Origin of the sequence: Paracoccus binzhouensis, assembly GCF_016446475.1 — a bacterium.
GTDB lineage: Bacteria > Pseudomonadota > Alphaproteobacteria > Rhodobacterales > Rhodobacteraceae > Paracoccus > Paracoccus binzhouensis.
This window is the reverse complement of the sequence record NZ_JAEHFP010000032.1, coordinates 22,805-37,973: the sequence shown is the minus strand read 5'-3', so window position 1 is coordinate 37,973 and position 15,169 is coordinate 22,805. Positions and strand designations below refer to the sequence as shown.

Annotated in this window: 12 protein-coding genes and 2 pseudogenes; 4 read left to right on the top strand and 10 right to left on the bottom strand. The window is 66.4% G+C overall.

Features of this window, described 5'->3' with window-relative positions; genetic code table 11:
- Positions 1-150: 150 nt before the first annotated feature.
- Together I9P22_RS09840 and I9P22_RS09835 are read right to left on the bottom strand one after the other, a co-directional pair.
- A pseudogene (locus tag I9P22_RS09840) lies at positions 151-387 on the bottom strand (IS3 family transposase); the annotation flags it as partial.
- A 168-nt stretch (positions 388-555) separates the two neighbouring features.
- A complete protein-coding gene (locus I9P22_RS09835) occupies positions 556-1,218 on the bottom strand; it encodes a GntR family transcriptional regulator (RefSeq protein WP_233253306.1) in 663 nt (220 codons plus the stop codon).
- Positions 1,219-1,547: 329 nt separating this feature from the next.
- On the opposite strand from I9P22_RS09835, the gene I9P22_RS09830 reads away from it, so the two are divergent.
- From I9P22_RS09830 to I9P22_RS09820, 3 genes are read left to right on the top strand one after another with little or no spacing between them, the layout of a single operon-like run.
- A complete protein-coding gene (locus I9P22_RS09830; protein WP_199259310.1) occupies positions 1,548-3,062 on the top strand; it encodes an NCS1 family nucleobase:cation symporter-1 in 1,515 nt (504 codons plus the stop codon).
- A gap of 18 nt (positions 3,063-3,080) precedes the next feature.
- Positions 3,081-3,809 carry an aspartate/glutamate racemase family protein gene (locus I9P22_RS09825; protein ID WP_199259309.1) on the top strand — a complete coding sequence of 243 codons (729 nt, stop codon included), beginning with the start codon at positions 3,081-3,083 and terminating at the stop codon, positions 3,807-3,809.
- A 40-nt stretch (positions 3,810-3,849) separates the two neighbouring features.
- Positions 3,850-4,053 (top strand): hypothetical protein, encoded by a 204-nt coding sequence (locus tag I9P22_RS09820; protein WP_199259308.1) that lies wholly within the window; start codon positions 3,850-3,852, stop codon positions 4,051-4,053.
- Positions 4,054-4,161: 108 nt separating this feature from the next.
- On the opposite strand, the pseudogene I9P22_RS09815 reads toward I9P22_RS09820, so the two are convergent.
- The 7 genes and pseudogenes from I9P22_RS09815 to lipA form a co-directional block, all read right to left on the bottom strand.
- Positions 4,162-5,096 (bottom strand): annotated as a pseudogene (locus I9P22_RS09815) (IS5 family transposase).
- Between the two features lie 343 nt (positions 5,097-5,439).
- Positions 5,440-7,890 (bottom strand): TonB-dependent siderophore receptor, encoded by a 2,451-nt coding sequence (locus tag I9P22_RS09810; protein WP_199259307.1) that lies wholly within the window; start codon positions 7,888-7,890, stop codon positions 5,440-5,442.
- A 98-nt stretch (positions 7,891-7,988) separates the two neighbouring features.
- Positions 7,989-8,930 (bottom strand): FecR family protein, encoded by a 942-nt coding sequence (locus I9P22_RS09805; RefSeq protein WP_199259306.1) that lies wholly within the window; start codon positions 8,928-8,930, stop codon positions 7,989-7,991.
- Positions 8,930-9,442 (bottom strand): RNA polymerase sigma factor, encoded by a 513-nt coding sequence (locus tag I9P22_RS09800; RefSeq protein WP_199259305.1) that lies wholly within the window; start codon positions 9,440-9,442, stop codon positions 8,930-8,932. Before I9P22_RS09800 ends, I9P22_RS09805 begins: the two co-directional genes overlap by 1 nt.
- Before the next feature lie 312 nt (positions 9,443-9,754).
- The gene (locus tag I9P22_RS09795) at positions 9,755-10,108 is read right to left on the bottom strand and encodes a hypothetical protein (protein ID WP_199259304.1); all 354 of its coding nucleotides are present in this window, start codon (positions 10,106-10,108) and stop codon (positions 9,755-9,757) included.
- 117 nt (positions 10,109-10,225) lie between these two features.
- Positions 10,226-11,551 carry an MFS transporter gene (locus I9P22_RS09790; protein ID WP_199259303.1) on the bottom strand — a complete coding sequence of 442 codons (1,326 nt, stop codon included), beginning with the start codon at positions 11,549-11,551 and terminating at the stop codon, positions 10,226-10,228.
- A gap of 535 nt (positions 11,552-12,086) precedes the next feature.
- The gene (gene lipA / locus I9P22_RS09785; RefSeq protein WP_199259302.1) at positions 12,087-13,034 is read right to left on the bottom strand and encodes a lipoyl synthase; all 948 of its coding nucleotides are present in this window, start codon (positions 13,032-13,034) and stop codon (positions 12,087-12,089) included.
- 142 nt (positions 13,035-13,176) lie between these two features.
- Here lipA and I9P22_RS09780 point away from each other — a divergent pair, with 142 nt between their 5' ends.
- Positions 13,177-13,725, top strand: coding sequence for a peroxiredoxin (locus I9P22_RS09780; RefSeq protein WP_199259301.1), 549 nt, complete (start codon positions 13,177-13,179; stop codon positions 13,723-13,725).
- An 89-nt stretch (positions 13,726-13,814) separates the two neighbouring features.
- Here I9P22_RS09780 and I9P22_RS09775 read toward each other — a convergent pair whose 3' ends face one another.
- Entirely contained in the window at positions 13,815-15,017 is a 1,203-nt protein-coding gene (locus tag I9P22_RS09775; protein WP_199259300.1) for a DUF6456 domain-containing protein, read from the bottom strand.
- Positions 15,018-15,169 lie beyond the last annotated feature (152 nt).

Sequence of the window (15,169 nt, the reverse complement as noted above, 5' to 3'; positions counted from 1 at the left end):
TGATCCAGCTCAGTCAGCCGCCGCCCAACTGTCCCCACTGCCGTAGGAAGTGGCGAAAAATACTCAACAAACTTCTGCCAAAGTAGTGGTAGATCCTGCACACAATCATGAAGGAGTGCGAGCCAGCCACTTCGTAAGTCTGCTGCAGATCTCCCGCTCCAGCGCCTTCGTCTTCTCGGCCAGATTGCTCGGGATGCCCGCGCGCTTGCCGCTGTTGACCTCTGCCTTCCTGACCCACTCGTTCAGGGCCTGGGGCGCACAACCGATCTTCGCGGAAATCGACATCACCGCCAGCCAGCGCGATCCATGCTGGCCCTCATTGTCCAGGACCAGCCGAACCGCGCGCTCGCGCACTTCCGGAGAAGAATTCTTCGGCGTCTTGCTCAGGGTGCTCCATCCCGTTCAGGAGTGGGAGCACCCGGCAAATCCGGCGCGGTTCCATGCGGGACGGAGCATGGGCACCGATGACGAATGCCACATGAAGCCCCCCTGTGCCGGAGAAGTTCCATGTGGCCCTCGTGGAATCCTTTGATTAAGTCAACGTAACCAGCGTAATCAGTCCGCCTGTCGATAGGTGAGCACACCCCACCAATGCTGTGTGCGTTCGCAATGATGGGCGATGGCCTCGACCGCGCCCGGCGCGTCGCGGCGTTCCAGCGCGTCGATGATCGCAAGATGCTCCTCCATCGCTGAGCGGATCCGCTCCTGCACGAAGGGCCGGGCGCGCTGGATGATGGCGATGCGGATGCGGTTGGCGTCGTAGCTTGCGCGCAGCAGCGGATTGTCCAGCCCCTCGGCCAGAAAGTCGTGCAGCGACAGATCGACCTTGATGGCCCGCGGCGAAAGCTCGGGCGCCGGCGCACCGCGCGCGGCGGCCAGCATCTGCTCATGCGCCTGGCGCAGGGCGGGCAGCGATTCCGGTCGCGCGTCGTTCGATATCCTGCGCCGCGCCCCTTCCTGGTCCAGCACCATGCGCAGGTCCAGGCTGTCGCGGATCACCTCGGGCCGCGCCTCGAGGATCTGCACCCCGCGCTTGGGGATGATCTCAAGCCAGCCCGAACTGCTGGCATGGCGTGCCGCCTCGCGCACCGCCGCCAGCGGCAACTTGAGGATATCGACAAGCTGGGGCATCGACAGGAACTGGCCCGCGCGCAACTCTCCCTGCCGCAGCGCCCGGGTCAATGCGGCCAGCGCCCGCGTGTTCAGCATGTCGTCCATCCGTCTTCCCCTACCGGCACCGTCAGTCTGTCATGATTCCAAGCGGAAATTTTAAAGAATTCCTATAAGGTGATATCTGACATTCTAAATAGACGTTTAACAAAGATATCATCTAACATTTTATCTGCAAGCCCAGGTTTCGGCTTGCCGTGCCGGGGAAGGGCCGGCTGCCAGAGGAAACGGGAGGTAACCATGGCATCGATCACGGTCTTGGGCCGTCGCAATGCGGCGCGCCCTGCGGCAAGGCTTTCGCGCAAGCCTCAGCCGGCAAAACATGACACCGTCCTTGTGGATGATCCGGCCCGGCCGCGCAACGGGAGGAGCCGGCGATGAATCCGAACACCGCCGAGACCGGCCACGAGCACCTGCATGGCGTCGCCCTGCACGAAACCATCCCGCCCGGGGTTTCGCCCGGGCTTTACAACCAGGACCTTGCACCCACCAAGCAACAGGGGCGGACCTGGAGCACCTATAACATCTTCGCCCTCTGGGCCAACGACGTGCACAGCCTGGGAAATTATTCCTTTGCCATCGGGCTTTTCGCGCTTGGCCTGGGCGCCTGGCAGATCCTGGGCGCACTGAGCTTCGGCGCGCTGTTCCTGTTCGTCCTGCTGAACATGTCGGGCTACATGGGCATCAAGACCGGCGTGCCCTTCCCGGTGATGAGCCGCATCAGCTTCGGCACGCGCGGCGCACAGATCCCGGCGCTGATCCGCGGCGGTGTCGCCATCGTCTGGTTCGGTATCCAGACCTATCTGGCCTCGATGGTGCTGGACGTGCTGCTGATCGCGCTGATCCCCAGCCTGGCGCCGCTGTCGCAGCAGATGGTGCTGGGCCTGTCGGTGCTGGGCTGGATCAGCTTCAGCATCCTGTGGATCGTCCAGGTCATCATCGCCTGCTACGGCATGGAAAGCATCCGCAAATACGAAGCCTTCGCCGGCCCGATCATCCTCATCACCTTCGTCGCGCTGGCCGGCTGGGTGCTCTACAGCTCGGGCGGCGCGCTGCGCTGGTCGCCGCCGAACCCGCTGACGGGCGGTGCGATGTGGGCGCAGATCCTGGGCGGCGCCTCGCTCTGGGTGGCGATCTACGGAACCTTCGTTCTGAACTTCTGCGACTTCACCCGCGGCGCGATCTCGCGCCGGGCGGTGGTCATGGGCAATTTCTGGGGCATCCCGATCAACATGTTGATCTTTGGCATGATCGTGGTGATCCTGACCGGCGGGCAGCTGGTGATCGACGGCACGCTGATCCAGAGCCCGACCGATGTGGTGCAGAAGATCCCGAACAAGCCGCTGCTGATCCTGGCCAGCCTGTCGCTGCTGATCCTGACCATCGCGGTGAACCTGATGGCGAATTTCGTCGCCCCCGCCTTCGCGCTGGCGAACCTGATGCCGCGGCACCTGAACTTCCGCCGCGCCGCCGTGGTCAGCGCCGTCATCGGCTTCGTGATCCTGCCTTGGAATCTCTACAACTCGCCGATCGTGATCGTCTATTTCCTGGGCGGCCTGGGGGCGTTTCTCGGCCCGCTGTTCGGGATCGTGATGGCCGACTATTGGCTGATCCGCAAACAGCATGTGGACGTGCCGGCGCTTTACAGCGACGATACGGCCGGCCCCTATCACTATGTGAACGGCATCAACCCGGCGGCGATCAAGGCGCTGATCCCTTCGGCCGCGATCTCGCTGATGTTCGCCTTCCTACCGGCACTGCATGCGCTGTCACAGTTCTCGTGGTTCATCGCCGCCGGGCTGGGTGCGCTGTTCTACTGGCTGATCGCGCCCAAGGGCCTGACCTACGCCGACCGGGATGGCGAGGCCATCGCCGTAGCCACCAATCACTGATCCCGAGACGGAGAAGACATGCGTATCCTTGTTGTGAACGTGAACACGACCGAGACGATGACCCACGGCATCGGCGTCCAGGCCCGGAAGGCCGCCGCCCCGGGAACCGAGATCGTCGCCCTGACCCCGCGCTTCGGCGCGGAGTCGGTCGAGGGCAATTTCGAAAGCTACCTTGCCGCCGTCGGCGTCATGGATGCGGTCATGCGCTACGACCAGCCCTTCGACGCGGTGATCCAGGCCGGCTATGGCGAGCATGGCCGCGAAGGGTTGCAGGAACTGCTGGAGGTGCCGGTGGTGGACATCACCGAGGCCGCCGCCTCGACCGCCATGTTCCTGGGGCACAAATATTCGGTCGTGACCACGCTGGACCGGGCGGTGCCGATGATCGAGGACCGGCTGAAGCTGGCCGGGCTTGACGCGCGTTGCGCCTCGGTCCGGGCCAGCGGCATGGCAGTGCTGGAGCTTGAGACCCAGCCCGAGCGCGCGGTCGAGGCCATCGTCGAACAGGCCGCCGCCGCCGTCGAACGCGACCATGCCGAGGTGATCTGCCTCGGCTGCGGCGGCATGGCCGAACTGGAGGCCAAGGTGCGCGAGCGCACCGGCGTCCCTGTCGTCGATGGCGTGGCTTCAGCAGTCACCATCGCCGAATCGTTGGTCCGGCTGGGGCTAAAGACCTCGAAGGTGCGCACCTACGCGCCGCCCCGACCCAAGCGCGTCACCGGCTTTCCGCTGGACACGTTCTCGTAGGTCAATAGGCATCCGGGATACTCAGCGAAGGGGCGCCGTCATGACGACAAAATGGAAGCAAACCAACGAAGATGCCCTTCGTGCTTTCCTGCTTGAAGTCCTGCTCGGCGCCCCCCTGGAGCATTTGCACACTCAAGAGCGGAGGGTGAGCGCCGCCATCCGCTACGAAGCGCTTGCTCAGGTGCTTCATCCCGCAGTGTCAGACGTGCTCCGCGACGCCGCTGAAAGATTGAGGAATTGTTAAGAACTGCTCCAATCAATCATGATTGTCTCCGCGAGTCAGGACTCGTTCTCGGATCATAAGGGCATTGTTGCAGAAAGTCGGATTGAGGCGCGACTTCCCCTTCTCCCTTCAAGCGCAGACCACGCGGACGATCTCGGCGGTGCCGAGGGCATTGAAGCGGTGCAAGAGTGCGACGCGGATGTGGATTTCGGCGGTTTGGCGGTCTGGGTCTCTTGCGGCGATGCGCTCGCCGAATGCCTTGAGGCAGCACATCCTTGCCTCGGCTCGGCTGCGGGCATGGTATCCTGTCCATCGTTTCCAGAACGCGCGGCCGTAGTGGTGCGTGGCGCGCAGGGTTCTGTTTCGGGCCCGGGCGGCTGGGCAGTCCTCCTTCCACGGTCGACCATTCCTGCGGATCGGGATGATTGCCGTGCCACCGCGCGCGATGATGGCGCTGTGGCAGCAGCGGGTGTCGTAGGCGCCGTCTGCGATCACGGTGCCGATCTCCTCATCTTCGGGGATCTGGCCCAGCAGGTCCGGCAGGACGGGGCTGTCGCCTTCCCGGCTGGGGGTGAACTCGACCGCGCGAATGTCGGATGTGGCGGCGTCCATGGCCAGATGGACCTTGCGCCATTGGCGACGGCTCTGAACACCATGCTTGCGCGCCCGCCATTCCCCGTCGCCGAGGAACTTGATCCCTGTGTTGTCCGCCAGCAGGTTCAGCGGCCCGGCAGCGCGGCGATACGGGATATGCACCTCCACGGTCTTCTGCCTGCGGCACAGGGTCGAATAGTCCGGAACGGGCCAGTCCAGCCCGGCCAGCCGCAACAGGCTGAAGACCATTCCGGCGGTCTGTCTGAGCGGCAGCTTGAACAGCACCTTGATCGACAGGCAGAACTGGATCGCCGCATTCGAGAAGACCGGCGGGCGCCCAGGGCGACCCTCATGCGGCGCGAGCCAGGCCATCTCCCTGTCCAGCCAGATCAGCAGCGACCCGCGCGGCCTGAACGCATCGTTGCGGGCCAGTTCGTTGTGCGCTAGCGGGCCGGCTCGGGCTTGCTCATGCCGCCCGTCTAACCGCATGGATCCGTGATGGGAACCCTTCACCGTCAGTGTTCTGCAACAACGCCCGCTTGACCTGGCCGTTCGTCCACGGATGGTCAGGCGGTGCTCGAATCCGTTGGTATTACAGATCATGTGAAGCGCATGGGACGGGAACAGGGCTGCGGCGCCTAGCGCCTGAAATACGCGGCCGGGGCGGCGTCGGACCAGAGACCGTGCAAGCTGTCAGATGGGCCACAGAATTTCCGTGACCATCCAGGTTGGCATCGGCACCGATCCACAGGAACGGTCCTTCTTGGGGACTGCCTCAATTGGGTCATGTGTCCCCTTGTTCGCACAGAATGCTCAGAACCGATAGTCCAGGCTCAGCGTCGCGTTGCGCGGCGCGCCGTAATTGCCGGTGGCATAGGTCTCGTCGATCGAGGACAGATATTTGCGATCGAACAGGTTCTCGATGTTCAGGCTGGCGCTCATGCCGTTCCGGAAATCATAGCGTGCCATCAGCCCGACGACCGCATAGGAGCCCTGCCGCGCCGTGCCGGTGACGGGCCAGACCCAGGTGTTCTCGATGGCACTTTGCCAGCGCAGGCTGGCGCCCAGGGTCAAGGGCATCGTCTCGAAGGCATAAACTCCCGACAGCTTGACCGAATGGCGCGGCGTGACGGTCGAGATGCGCAGCCCGTCGCCGTCCTTGGCGGTCGTATAGGCATAGCTGGCGGCCAGCTGGATATTCGGCCGGATCTCGCCCGCCAGTTCCATCTCGAACCCCTTGCTGCGGGTGCCGTCGATGGACTTGTAGGGGTTCGAGCCGTCGGGCAACTGATAGCTGACGCTGCGGTCGCGGACGGGCAGGTTGTCCTGCTCCAGAAGATAGATCGCCGCAGCGAAGTTCAGCCGGTCATCTGCGAAGCTCGCCTTCGTGCCCAGCTCGTAATTCGAGCCCGTGGTCGGCTCCACGATCCGGTTGTCCTTGTCGCGATAGCTCGCCTGCTTGAAGACCCGGGTATAGCTGGCATAGACCGACCAGTCGTCGTTCAGGTCATAGGTCAGCCCGGCATAGGGGATCCATTCGCCATTGCGGCTGATCTGCTGATGCGTGGTCGCGCCGCTGTCGAGGTTCTTTGTCGTATAGTCGTAGTCATACCAGACCACCCGCGCACCGGCGATCAGGTTCAGCCGGTCGGTCAGGCCGAAGCGGCCCGAGCCATAGGCCGCGACCTGGTCGATCTCGGTATCGCTGACATAGCTGACATAGCCGGCCTGCTGGATCAGGTTCGGCACATGGCCGTCCCAGTCGAAGATCGAGCCGGTAATCGGCTGATAGTCGATCTCGGTCCCGTCGAAGGCCGAATAGGCCTTGTGGTTGTCCTTGCCCCAATTGCCGGTGATGCCAAAGCGCAGGTCATGGCTGCGGCCCCACAGCTCGACCGGGCCCGAGGCGGTCAGCGACAGCGCGGTCTGCTCGGTATCGGTATCGGCATAGCCGCCGACGGTCTGCACGCCATAGCCCTGCGGATCGGGCGAGCCCCAGCTGGCCGAGGCCAGATAGCCCTTGCGCTCGGCCTTGTAGAAGGACAGGTCGCCCACCGCCTGCCAGCCGGTGCCGAAGTCCTGGGCATAGCGCAGGAACAGGGTCTGCGTGGTCTGGGTCAGCGGCAGGTTGCCGCCGCCGGCGTTGGTGCTGGTATCATAATCCAGCTGCGAGCCGTCATTGGCGATCAGCGGCAGGCCGCCGAACTGGTGGTTGCGGGTGCGCGAGCGCTGGAAATCATAGCCGGCGCTCAGCGTGCCGGCATCGCCGACATCGGCCTCGACGGTGCCGTAAAGCACGGTCTTGCGCCGTTCGTAGCGGTCCAGCCAGGAATCGCCCTGCTCATGCGCGGCGACGAAGCGGCCGCGGATCGAGCCGTCCGCGTTCAACGGCCCGCTGATGTCGAGATCGCTGCGGACGGTGTTCCAGCTGCCGGCCGAAAAGCGCAGCTGCGTCTGCGGCGTAGCGGTCGGCGTCTTGCGCACCATGTTGACCACGACCGAAGGCTCGCCCGCCCCGGCCATCAGCCCGGTGGCGCCACGCAGCACCTCGACACGGTCATAGATCGCCATGTCGGCCATGCTGGGGCCAGAGCCATACTGGATGCGATACCAGACCGGCAGGCCATCGACCATGTAGGTCGGGCTGGAGAAGCCGCGCGCATAGACGCTGCGCCGCTCGGTATCCATCGGCATGACGGTGATGCCGGCGGTATCCTCCAGCACCTCGGAAATGCTGCGCTGGTTCTGGTCGTCCATGCTTTGCCGGGTGGCGACGCTGATCGACTGCGGCGTCTCCTTCATGGTCAGCGGCAGGCCGGTCGCGACCGTGGTCAGGCCGGTGGTGTAGCTGCCGGTGCCCTCGGTCACCGCGCCGCCCGCGTCCAGCCGGATCTCGTCCAGCACCACGGTATCGGCAGGGGTTTCGGCCGCCGCCTGCGGCGCGACCAGCGAGATCGACTGCGGCGAGTTCACCCGGAAACCCAGGCCCGAGCCTTGCAGCAATCGCTCCAGCGCCGCGCTGGTGGTCATCCGCCGGCTGACGCCGGGGCTCTGGCGGCCCTGCACCAGGGCGGTATCGTAAAGCACCTGCACCCCGGCCTCGCGCGCAAAACGCAAAAGCGCGCCGTTCAGGCTTTGTGCCGGGATATCGAAGGCGCGGGTCTGCGCGGCCTCCTGCGCCATCGCGGGCTCCAGTTGCTGCGTGGCGATTCCCACGCCGCCAAGCGCGGCGATCAGGGCGATGCGGCTGATCTGTCTGTTCACGGTCCCTCTCCGATCGTTGGCCCTCTGCGGGGCGGGTTCAGGAAAAGGACGAATCCGGCGCGCGATCCGGTAATGCCGGACGCGAATTTTTTCGTGGTTCAGTAAAGCACCGTCACCAGCGGCGGAACCGACAGGCGGCGCAGGCCCAGCTCCCCCGCGATCCGGTCCACCGCCTGGCCGATGTCGTCGGTATGGAACACGCCGCTGACCCGGCGCGCGGCCAGATCCTTGCCGCGCAGGACGATGCGGCCGTGGCGATAGCGGTTCAGCTCGGCCACCACCTCGCCCAAGGGCCGGTCGTCAAAGACCAGCTCGCCCGAACGCCAGGCATTGGCGAAATCCATGTCGCGCAGCGTGGGGGTGGGGATGAGCCCGGGCCGGGCATCGACGCCCATGCCCTCGGCCAGCACGACCGAGGCCGCAGGGCCGGCGATGGGCTCGACCCGGACGCTGTGCTCGGCGACCAGCACCGCGACCTCGTTCTCGTGCAGATCGACCGAGAACTGCGTGCCCAGGGCAGTGATGCGGATGCCGCCCGCCTCGACCACGAAGGGGCGGCCCTGCTGCTGCGCGGCCGGAGCGGCGGTGAAATAGGCCCTGCCCTCCAGCAGCCGGATCAGCCGCTGTGTGCCGTCGTAATCCTCGGCCAGGGCTGCGCCCGAGGCAAGCTCGGCCCGGCTGCCGTCCGGAAGCATGATCGCGAGGTTTTCCCCCACCGCCGCGACATGATCTGCCCGCAGCCGGATGCGCAGATCGTCCTGCCAGAACCAGAGCGAGAGCCCGGCGGCCAGCGCGGCCAGGGCAAGCGTACCGCGCCCGCGGCGGCGCCGGGCCATGCTGCCGATCAGGCCCAGTTCCTGCCAGGTGCGCCGTGCGTTCTCGAAGGCGCCGTGATGCGCGGGATCGCGGCCCAGCCAGTCGCGAAAGGCGGCCCGCGCCTCGTCCGCCGCCTCGGGATCAGCCAGCCGGATCACCCATTCCGCCGCCTCGGCCTCGGCGTCCCCGCCGGGCCGCGAGCTGTCGCTGGATTGCCCCTTCATCAGCCGTCCTCATATTCCCGCAAGCGGCGCGTGACCTCGAACAGCGCCCGCGCCAGATGCTTCTGCACCGAGCTTTCCGACAGGTCCATATGCCGCGCCACCTCGCGATAGCTGAACCCCTTGATGCGGTGCAGCACGAAAATCCGCTGCGTCTTGTCGGGCAGGCCGGCCAGCGCCCGCAGGAAGACCTTCAACCGCTCGCGGTCGATCATCCGACGCTCCTGCCCCGGCCGGGGGTCGGCAATGGCGGCAAGGACATGATCGCCCGGCATGTCGGTGCGGCGCCGCCTTTGCAGCCGCAGGTGATCGACAGCGATATTGCGCGCGATGCGATAGAGATAGCCCCGCAGATTGTCCGGCCTGCTACCGGCCTGCAGTGCGGTGCAACAGCGCAGAAACGCGTCCTGCGTCAGATCCTCGGCCAGATCGGGGTCGCGCAGCATCCGGGCCAGATAGGAACTGACATCCCCGCGATGGGCGCAAAACAACCAGTCCAGACCCGTCCGTTCCACCTTGCCCGCCCCATGCCGCTGCCGATTGCAGAAACGTCGGCTGGCAGCGCAGAGACGCGGGAGGCTGACCGATTGCATTCCTCCCTAGTTCAACAGACCGACCGTGCAAAGCCGAAAATCGTGATGAGAACGGAGGCTTCGCTGCTCTGCCTCGACCAGCGATCCTGCACCTGATCTGCCGATCCAGGTCGGAACTGCTGCGCAGGCGTCAGAATAGAGCTTTGAACCGAGAAAGTTCGGCGTCGCCTGCAAAGATTGGTATGAGCCTGCAGCATCAGCCCTTCAGACGTCATCTTTTTTCTATTTTTTCAGTTATATAAGCTTGCGCACGCTGCCGCCCGCCAGGACGGTTCCGCGCGCATCAAGGCGCTGCCGGAGACTGTCCCGGTCCAGGCGCGCCCTGATCCCCAAGCTACGAAAACTGATGAAGCGGTCGTGAAATGCCTGCCGGTCGGTCGCCGTCAACCGCAACTGATCGCCGCCGCGCGGCCCACGGAGCCGGCGGAAGGGCAAGCCCATCCGCCGGATGAACGTCGCCAGTTCGGCAGTGCGCAACCCCTGAGAACTGGCGAAGACAACCAGGGAAATCGCCTCGCCCTGCTGTCCGGCATGGCCGAGATTGACCAGAACCGAGGCAAATCCGGGTCGCTGCAGATACTTGCCCACCCGAAGCAAACGACCATCCCGGATCCGTGCGATCGCCTCGGGAACCGTCAGCTTCAGCCTTGATGCCGGTAGCGGGCTTCCGCCAGAGCGGTATTAACCCGCCGGACCGCATCTCCCTCAGCGCAGATGCCTGCCCTTGGTCTCGGGCGCCCAGAGGATCGACAGCACCAGCCCCAGCAGCGGGAAGCCCGCCATCATCACCAGCGTGGCCGAGAAGCCGAATTGCTGCAGCAGCCAGGGCAACAGATAGGTCACCCCCGCAGCCGAGATCCGCGAGAACGCCGCCGAGAAGCCGACGCCGGTCGCCCGCACATGCGTGTCGAAGATCTCGGGCGGATAGACGAACTGGATGTTGTTGGCAGCCGGGGCGACGAACATGTAGACCGAGAACAGCGCGATGACGGCCCAGCTTGGCGCCTGCGGGAACAGCCCCAGCGCCAGGAAGGTCAGCAGCACGACGGCGAAGGTCCAGATCACGAAACCGCGCCGGCTCATCCAGTGCAGCAGGAACACCCCGAACACCGCCCCGGCGATCTGGATGGCGTTCAGCGACATGTCCACCGCCGTCGCGTCCTTCAGCCCCAGCGACTCGAGCACCGGCGCCATGAAGGTGAAAATGCCGAAGAACGGTCCGACCTGGCAGAACCAGAAGAGGCCGGAATAGAGCGTCTGCCGCCAGGTCTCGGCGGTGAACAACTCGCGCGGCGATGCGTGCCTGGCGTTCAGATCGACTTCCGGGATGGCGTATTCCGCGCCGAAATGCCGCTCGACGATGGCCTGCGCCTCGGCGTCGCGGCCGCGCGCCTTCAGCCACATCGGCGTTTCGGGCAGGGTCATCCGCAGCGCGAAGGTGATCAGCGCCGGCACCACGCTCGAAGCCAGCAGCATCCGCCAATTGTCGCCGCCATAGAACGCGCCGACGATAAAGGCGATGGTGAAGCCCGCCTGCCAGCCGATCGAGAAGCAGCCCAGCAGCACGCCCCTGCCCTTGCGGCGCGAGAACTCGGCCAGGACCGAGGAGCCGACGGCATATTCGACGCCGATGGCCAGCCCCAGCGCCAGCCGGATCGCCACCAGTTGCCAGACATCCTGAACGAAAAGCTGCAGCAGCGACAGCAGGATGAAGGCGGCGAGGTTCCAGGCGAAGACCGGCCGGCGCCCGAAACGGTCCGCCAGGTTGCCGAAGAACAGCCCGCCGATGAACACTCCGATCAGCGCGCTCGAAGCGATGAGGCCCTGGCTGATCGCAGAAAGCTGCAGCTCTTGCTTGGCGATGGAAAGTGCCGGCCCGACGATGCCGAGGACATAGCCGTCCAGCGCCGCGCCGCCCAGGACGGCGGCAGCGGCGGTGACATGGATGGGCTTCAGCGGCGCCTCGTCGATGAACAGCCTGCCGGAGGCGTCGCGCGTCGCCGCCGCGCCGGGGATGAGGGAAATGGCCATGAAATACCTTCCTGGGCTCGGATCCGGGCATTCCGCCGAAGGCTGGCGAAAGCGCCGCAATGCGTGTCCTGCCGTCCATGGCCCGCCACCGGCGTGGCTCCTCCGCAGGCCCATGGCAGCCGCGCCGGCGCGCCGGGACATCCCGGGGAACGCGGCGCCTGTCCTCCTTTCCAACGACCGGGGTTCTGGCCGGCCGGCGACCGGGCGGCGCTGCCGCAGCTGCTGGCAGGCGCGATCCCGTTCGGCCGGGCAGCTGTGGCCGGTCATGTCGGTCCAGGGCGTCTTTGCGCCCGGACGGGGGCTTATTCCCCGAGGGGGGCTGCAGGGGCAAACGAGAATGTTCTGCTGAATCGCATTAGAAATTCTAGCGCCGCCGGCCCAGGCGGCGGGTCGACCTACGAAGCGGGCCGCGGTGGAGAGGCGTCCGGAAAGGATCCGCCGCCGTCACCGGCGGGCGGCGCGGCTGGCGTATCGGGGAACGGGGCCGGGCACAGGACCGGACGCGGCGCGCCGGACCAGCCGGGGCCGGGCAGCGTCAGGCGCGACCCAGCTTTTCCAGCCGCGCCTGGCGCAGCCGGGCGAAATCGTCGCCGGCGTGATAGGAGGACCGGGTCAGCGGCGTCGCCGAGACCATCAGGAAGCCCTTGCCATAGGCGGCCTTCTCGTAGCCCTTGAACTCCTCGGGGGTGACGAAGCGGTCGACGCGGTGATGCTTGGGCGTCGGCTGCAGATACTGGCCGATGGTGATGAAGTCGATATCGGCGGCGCGCATGTCGTCCATGACCTGCAGCACGCCCTGCCGGTCCTCGCCCAGGCCGACCATGATCCCCGACTTGGTGAACATGGTCGGGTCAAGCTCCTTGACCTTCTGCAGAAGCCGCAGCGAGTGGAAATAGCGCGCCCCCGGCCGCACCGTCGGATAAAGCCCGGGCACGGTCTCCAGGTTGTGGTTGAAGACGTCCGGCCGCGCCTCGACCACCGTCTCCAGCGCGCCGGGCTTCGATTTCAGGAAGTCCGGGGTCAGAACCTCGATGGTCGACTTGGGCGAGCGATGGCGGATGGCGCGGATGGTCTGGGCGAAATGCTCGGCCCCGCCATCGTCCAGGTCGTCGCGGTCGACCGAGGTGATGACCACATGGTTCAGACCCAGCTTCTGCACGGCATGGGCGACGCGGCCCGGCTCGAACACGTCCAGCGCGTCGGGCCGGCCGGTCTGCACGTTGCAGAAGGAACAGCCGCGGGTGCAGATCTCGCCCATGATCATCATGGTGGCGTGGCCCTGGCTCCAGCATTCGCCGACATTCGGGCAGCCGGCCTCTTCGCAGACCGTCGACAGGCGATGTTCGCGCAGCAGGTCGCGCGTGTCCTTGTAGCCCTGGCTGGTCGGCGCCTTGACGCGAATCCAGTCCGGCTTCTTCGGCTGCGGCTGGTCGGGACGATGGGCCTTTTCGGGGTGGCGCAGAACCGGGGGCATATCCGCCATGTCGGCATCCTTTGCTGGGGTCGCCCGAACTTAGGGGTTTTTCGGGGCTTGATCAACGCCATTGCAATGGTGCATCTGGACCCGCCGATGCCGCGCCGCAGCATCGGCCGAAAGGGAGGAGCGGATGACGAAAGGACCAACCATGAAACAAGGCGATCTGCTTCCGGAAGTGACCTTCCAGACCCGCGTCCGCGACGAATCGGTCGGCGGGCCCAATCCCTATCGCTGGCAGGCTATGACCACCGCCGACTATTTCGCCGGCAAGCGCGCGGTGCTGTTCTCGCTGCCGGGCGCCTTCACGCCCACCTGCTCGACCTATCAGCTGCCGGGCTTCGAGAAGGCCGCCGCCGAGATGGCCGAGCTGGGCATCGGCGCGATCTATTGCATGTCGGTCAACGACAGCTTCGTGATGAACCAGTGGGCCAGGGCCCAGAACCTGCAGAACGTCAAGGTGATCCCCGACGGTTCGGGCGCGTTCACCGACAAGGTCGGCATGCTGGTGCGCAAGGACAACCTGGGCTTCGGCGCCCGCAGCTGGCGCTATGCCGCCGTCGTCAACGACGGCCGCGTCGAGGCCTGGTTCGAGGAACCCGGCCGCTGCGACGACTGCCCCGAGGATCCCTATGGCGCCAGCTCGCCGGAATCGGTGCTGGAATGGCTGCGCGCCAACCCGGCCAAGGCCGCGGCCTGATCCGGGCTGCCGGGCCTGGCACAAGACACAATGAAAAGGGCGCCCGGCAGGCGCCCTTTTTTCATGGACCGGGATCACGCCCGGCCGCCTCAGCCGATCAGCGGCGCGCCCGAGCCATAGGTCTGGCGATAGTGCTGTTCCAGCCGCATCAGCCCCAGCCGCAGCACGATCTTGCCCGAGCGCGCCGACCAGCCCAGCCGGCGCTCGGTCATCTCGATCCCCTCAAGGAAGCAGCAGACCCGCAGGCACATGTCGCCCATGCCGGGGCCCAGTTCGCGCAGCGCCGCGGCGACGCGGTTGCGCGCCCCTTCCGAGCCGCCGGCATGGTCGGACAGGGCGCGCGACACGTCGATGCCGGCGGTCAGGAACCGATCCCAGTTCTGGGTGACGCGCGGACCCATCTGCGCCAGCTCGAAATCCTCGCGCAGCCGCTCGCCGGCGGCCACCAGCTCCGGCGCCAGGAAGGGGCGCCCGTCCGGTTCGCGCCGCCGCGCCAGCATCAGCAGCGGGCTTTCGGCGATGTTGACCCGGGCGCGGCGGCGGCGGCCGTCCTCGGGGTCGGCGATCTCGCGCTCATCCCATTGGCGGTGGCGGTCGGCATGGTCGAAGGCGGCGGCTTCCTCGGCGCAGCCCATGGCTTCTGCCGCGGGTTCGGCCGCAGTTCCCGCCGCGGGTTCCGCGATCACCGGCGCGGCCATGACGAAATCCTCGCCCTGCGGCAGGGCGCGGCCGCGCCGCGCCGCCAGCATGGCCCGCAGCGCCTCGCGTCCCGGGCCCGACAGCGCATAGCGGCTGACCCGGCCCTGGCCCAGCAGCTGCACCCAGCCGCGGATCGCCATGTGCTCGGCCAGTTCGCGGTCCAGGATGGCGGTGCGGATCTCGTCGCGCACCACGATGGCCTTGTCCATGCCCTCGGCCACCACCATCTGCGCACCGGGCTCGGCCAGCCGGCGCAGGATGCGGGCGATCTGCTTGCCGCCGACCCGCCCCGGCCCCGCCGTCCGCCCCTGGTCCGCCGCGCGCTCGACCGCCTGGTCGACCAGCGGATCGTCGCGCCGCGCCTCGAAGCGGCGGATGCGGCGCAGGATGGTCGAGGCGTGGCAGCCCGTCTCGCGCGCCAGCGCCCGGATCGACACGCCGCTTTCGACATGGCGCAGATACAATGTCAGGTCGCTGTCCTCGGTCTGCGGGGCCGGTGCGGGTTCGGGCCGATTGCAGGCCGCGGCCCCGATGCCGGCGGGCAGAGCGGCGATCGGGGCTTCCGGGGCAAAATCTCCCGTCAAAATCGTCATGGTTGTTCCTTCGCTTCCTGGAGACGAGCGGACAGCTGCTCGCCCATGGGTTGTGTCACGCCTCGCCAGACCGGGACGGGTGCAGGCCGAGATGCGGCAATGTTTGCGAAACAATTCCTAAGGATTCCTTGCCGCGCCGCGCGTTGGTCGCC

Excerpts from the sequence above, each read along its gene's own strand:
- I9P22_RS09835 (WP_233253306.1), bottom strand. The coding sequence starts at position 1,218 with ATGGACGACATGCTGAACACGCGGGCGCTGGCCGCATTGACCCGGGCG.
- I9P22_RS09830 (WP_199259310.1), top strand. The coding sequence starts at position 1,548 with ATGAATCCGAACACCGCCGAGACCGGCCACGAGCACCTGCATGGCGTC.
- I9P22_RS09825 (WP_199259309.1), top strand. The coding sequence starts at position 3,081 with ATGCGTATCCTTGTTGTGAACGTGAACACGACCGAGACGATGACCCAC.
- I9P22_RS09820 (WP_199259308.1), top strand. The coding sequence starts at position 3,850 with ATGACGACAAAATGGAAGCAAACCAACGAAGATGCCCTTCGTGCTTTC.
- I9P22_RS09805 (WP_199259306.1), bottom strand. The coding sequence starts at position 8,930 with ATGAAGGGGCAATCCAGCGACAGCTCGCGGCCCGGCGGGGACGCCGAG.
- I9P22_RS09790 (WP_199259303.1), bottom strand. The coding sequence starts at position 11,551 with ATGGCCATTTCCCTCATCCCCGGCGCGGCGGCGACGCGCGACGCCTCC.
- lipA (WP_199259302.1), bottom strand. The coding sequence starts at position 13,034 with ATGGCGGATATGCCCCCGGTTCTGCGCCACCCCGAAAAGGCCCATCGT.
- I9P22_RS09780 (WP_199259301.1), top strand. The coding sequence starts at position 13,177 with ATGAAACAAGGCGATCTGCTTCCGGAAGTGACCTTCCAGACCCGCGTC.
- I9P22_RS09775 (WP_199259300.1), bottom strand. The coding sequence starts at position 15,017 with ATGACGATTTTGACGGGAGATTTTGCCCCGGAAGCCCCGATCGCCGCT.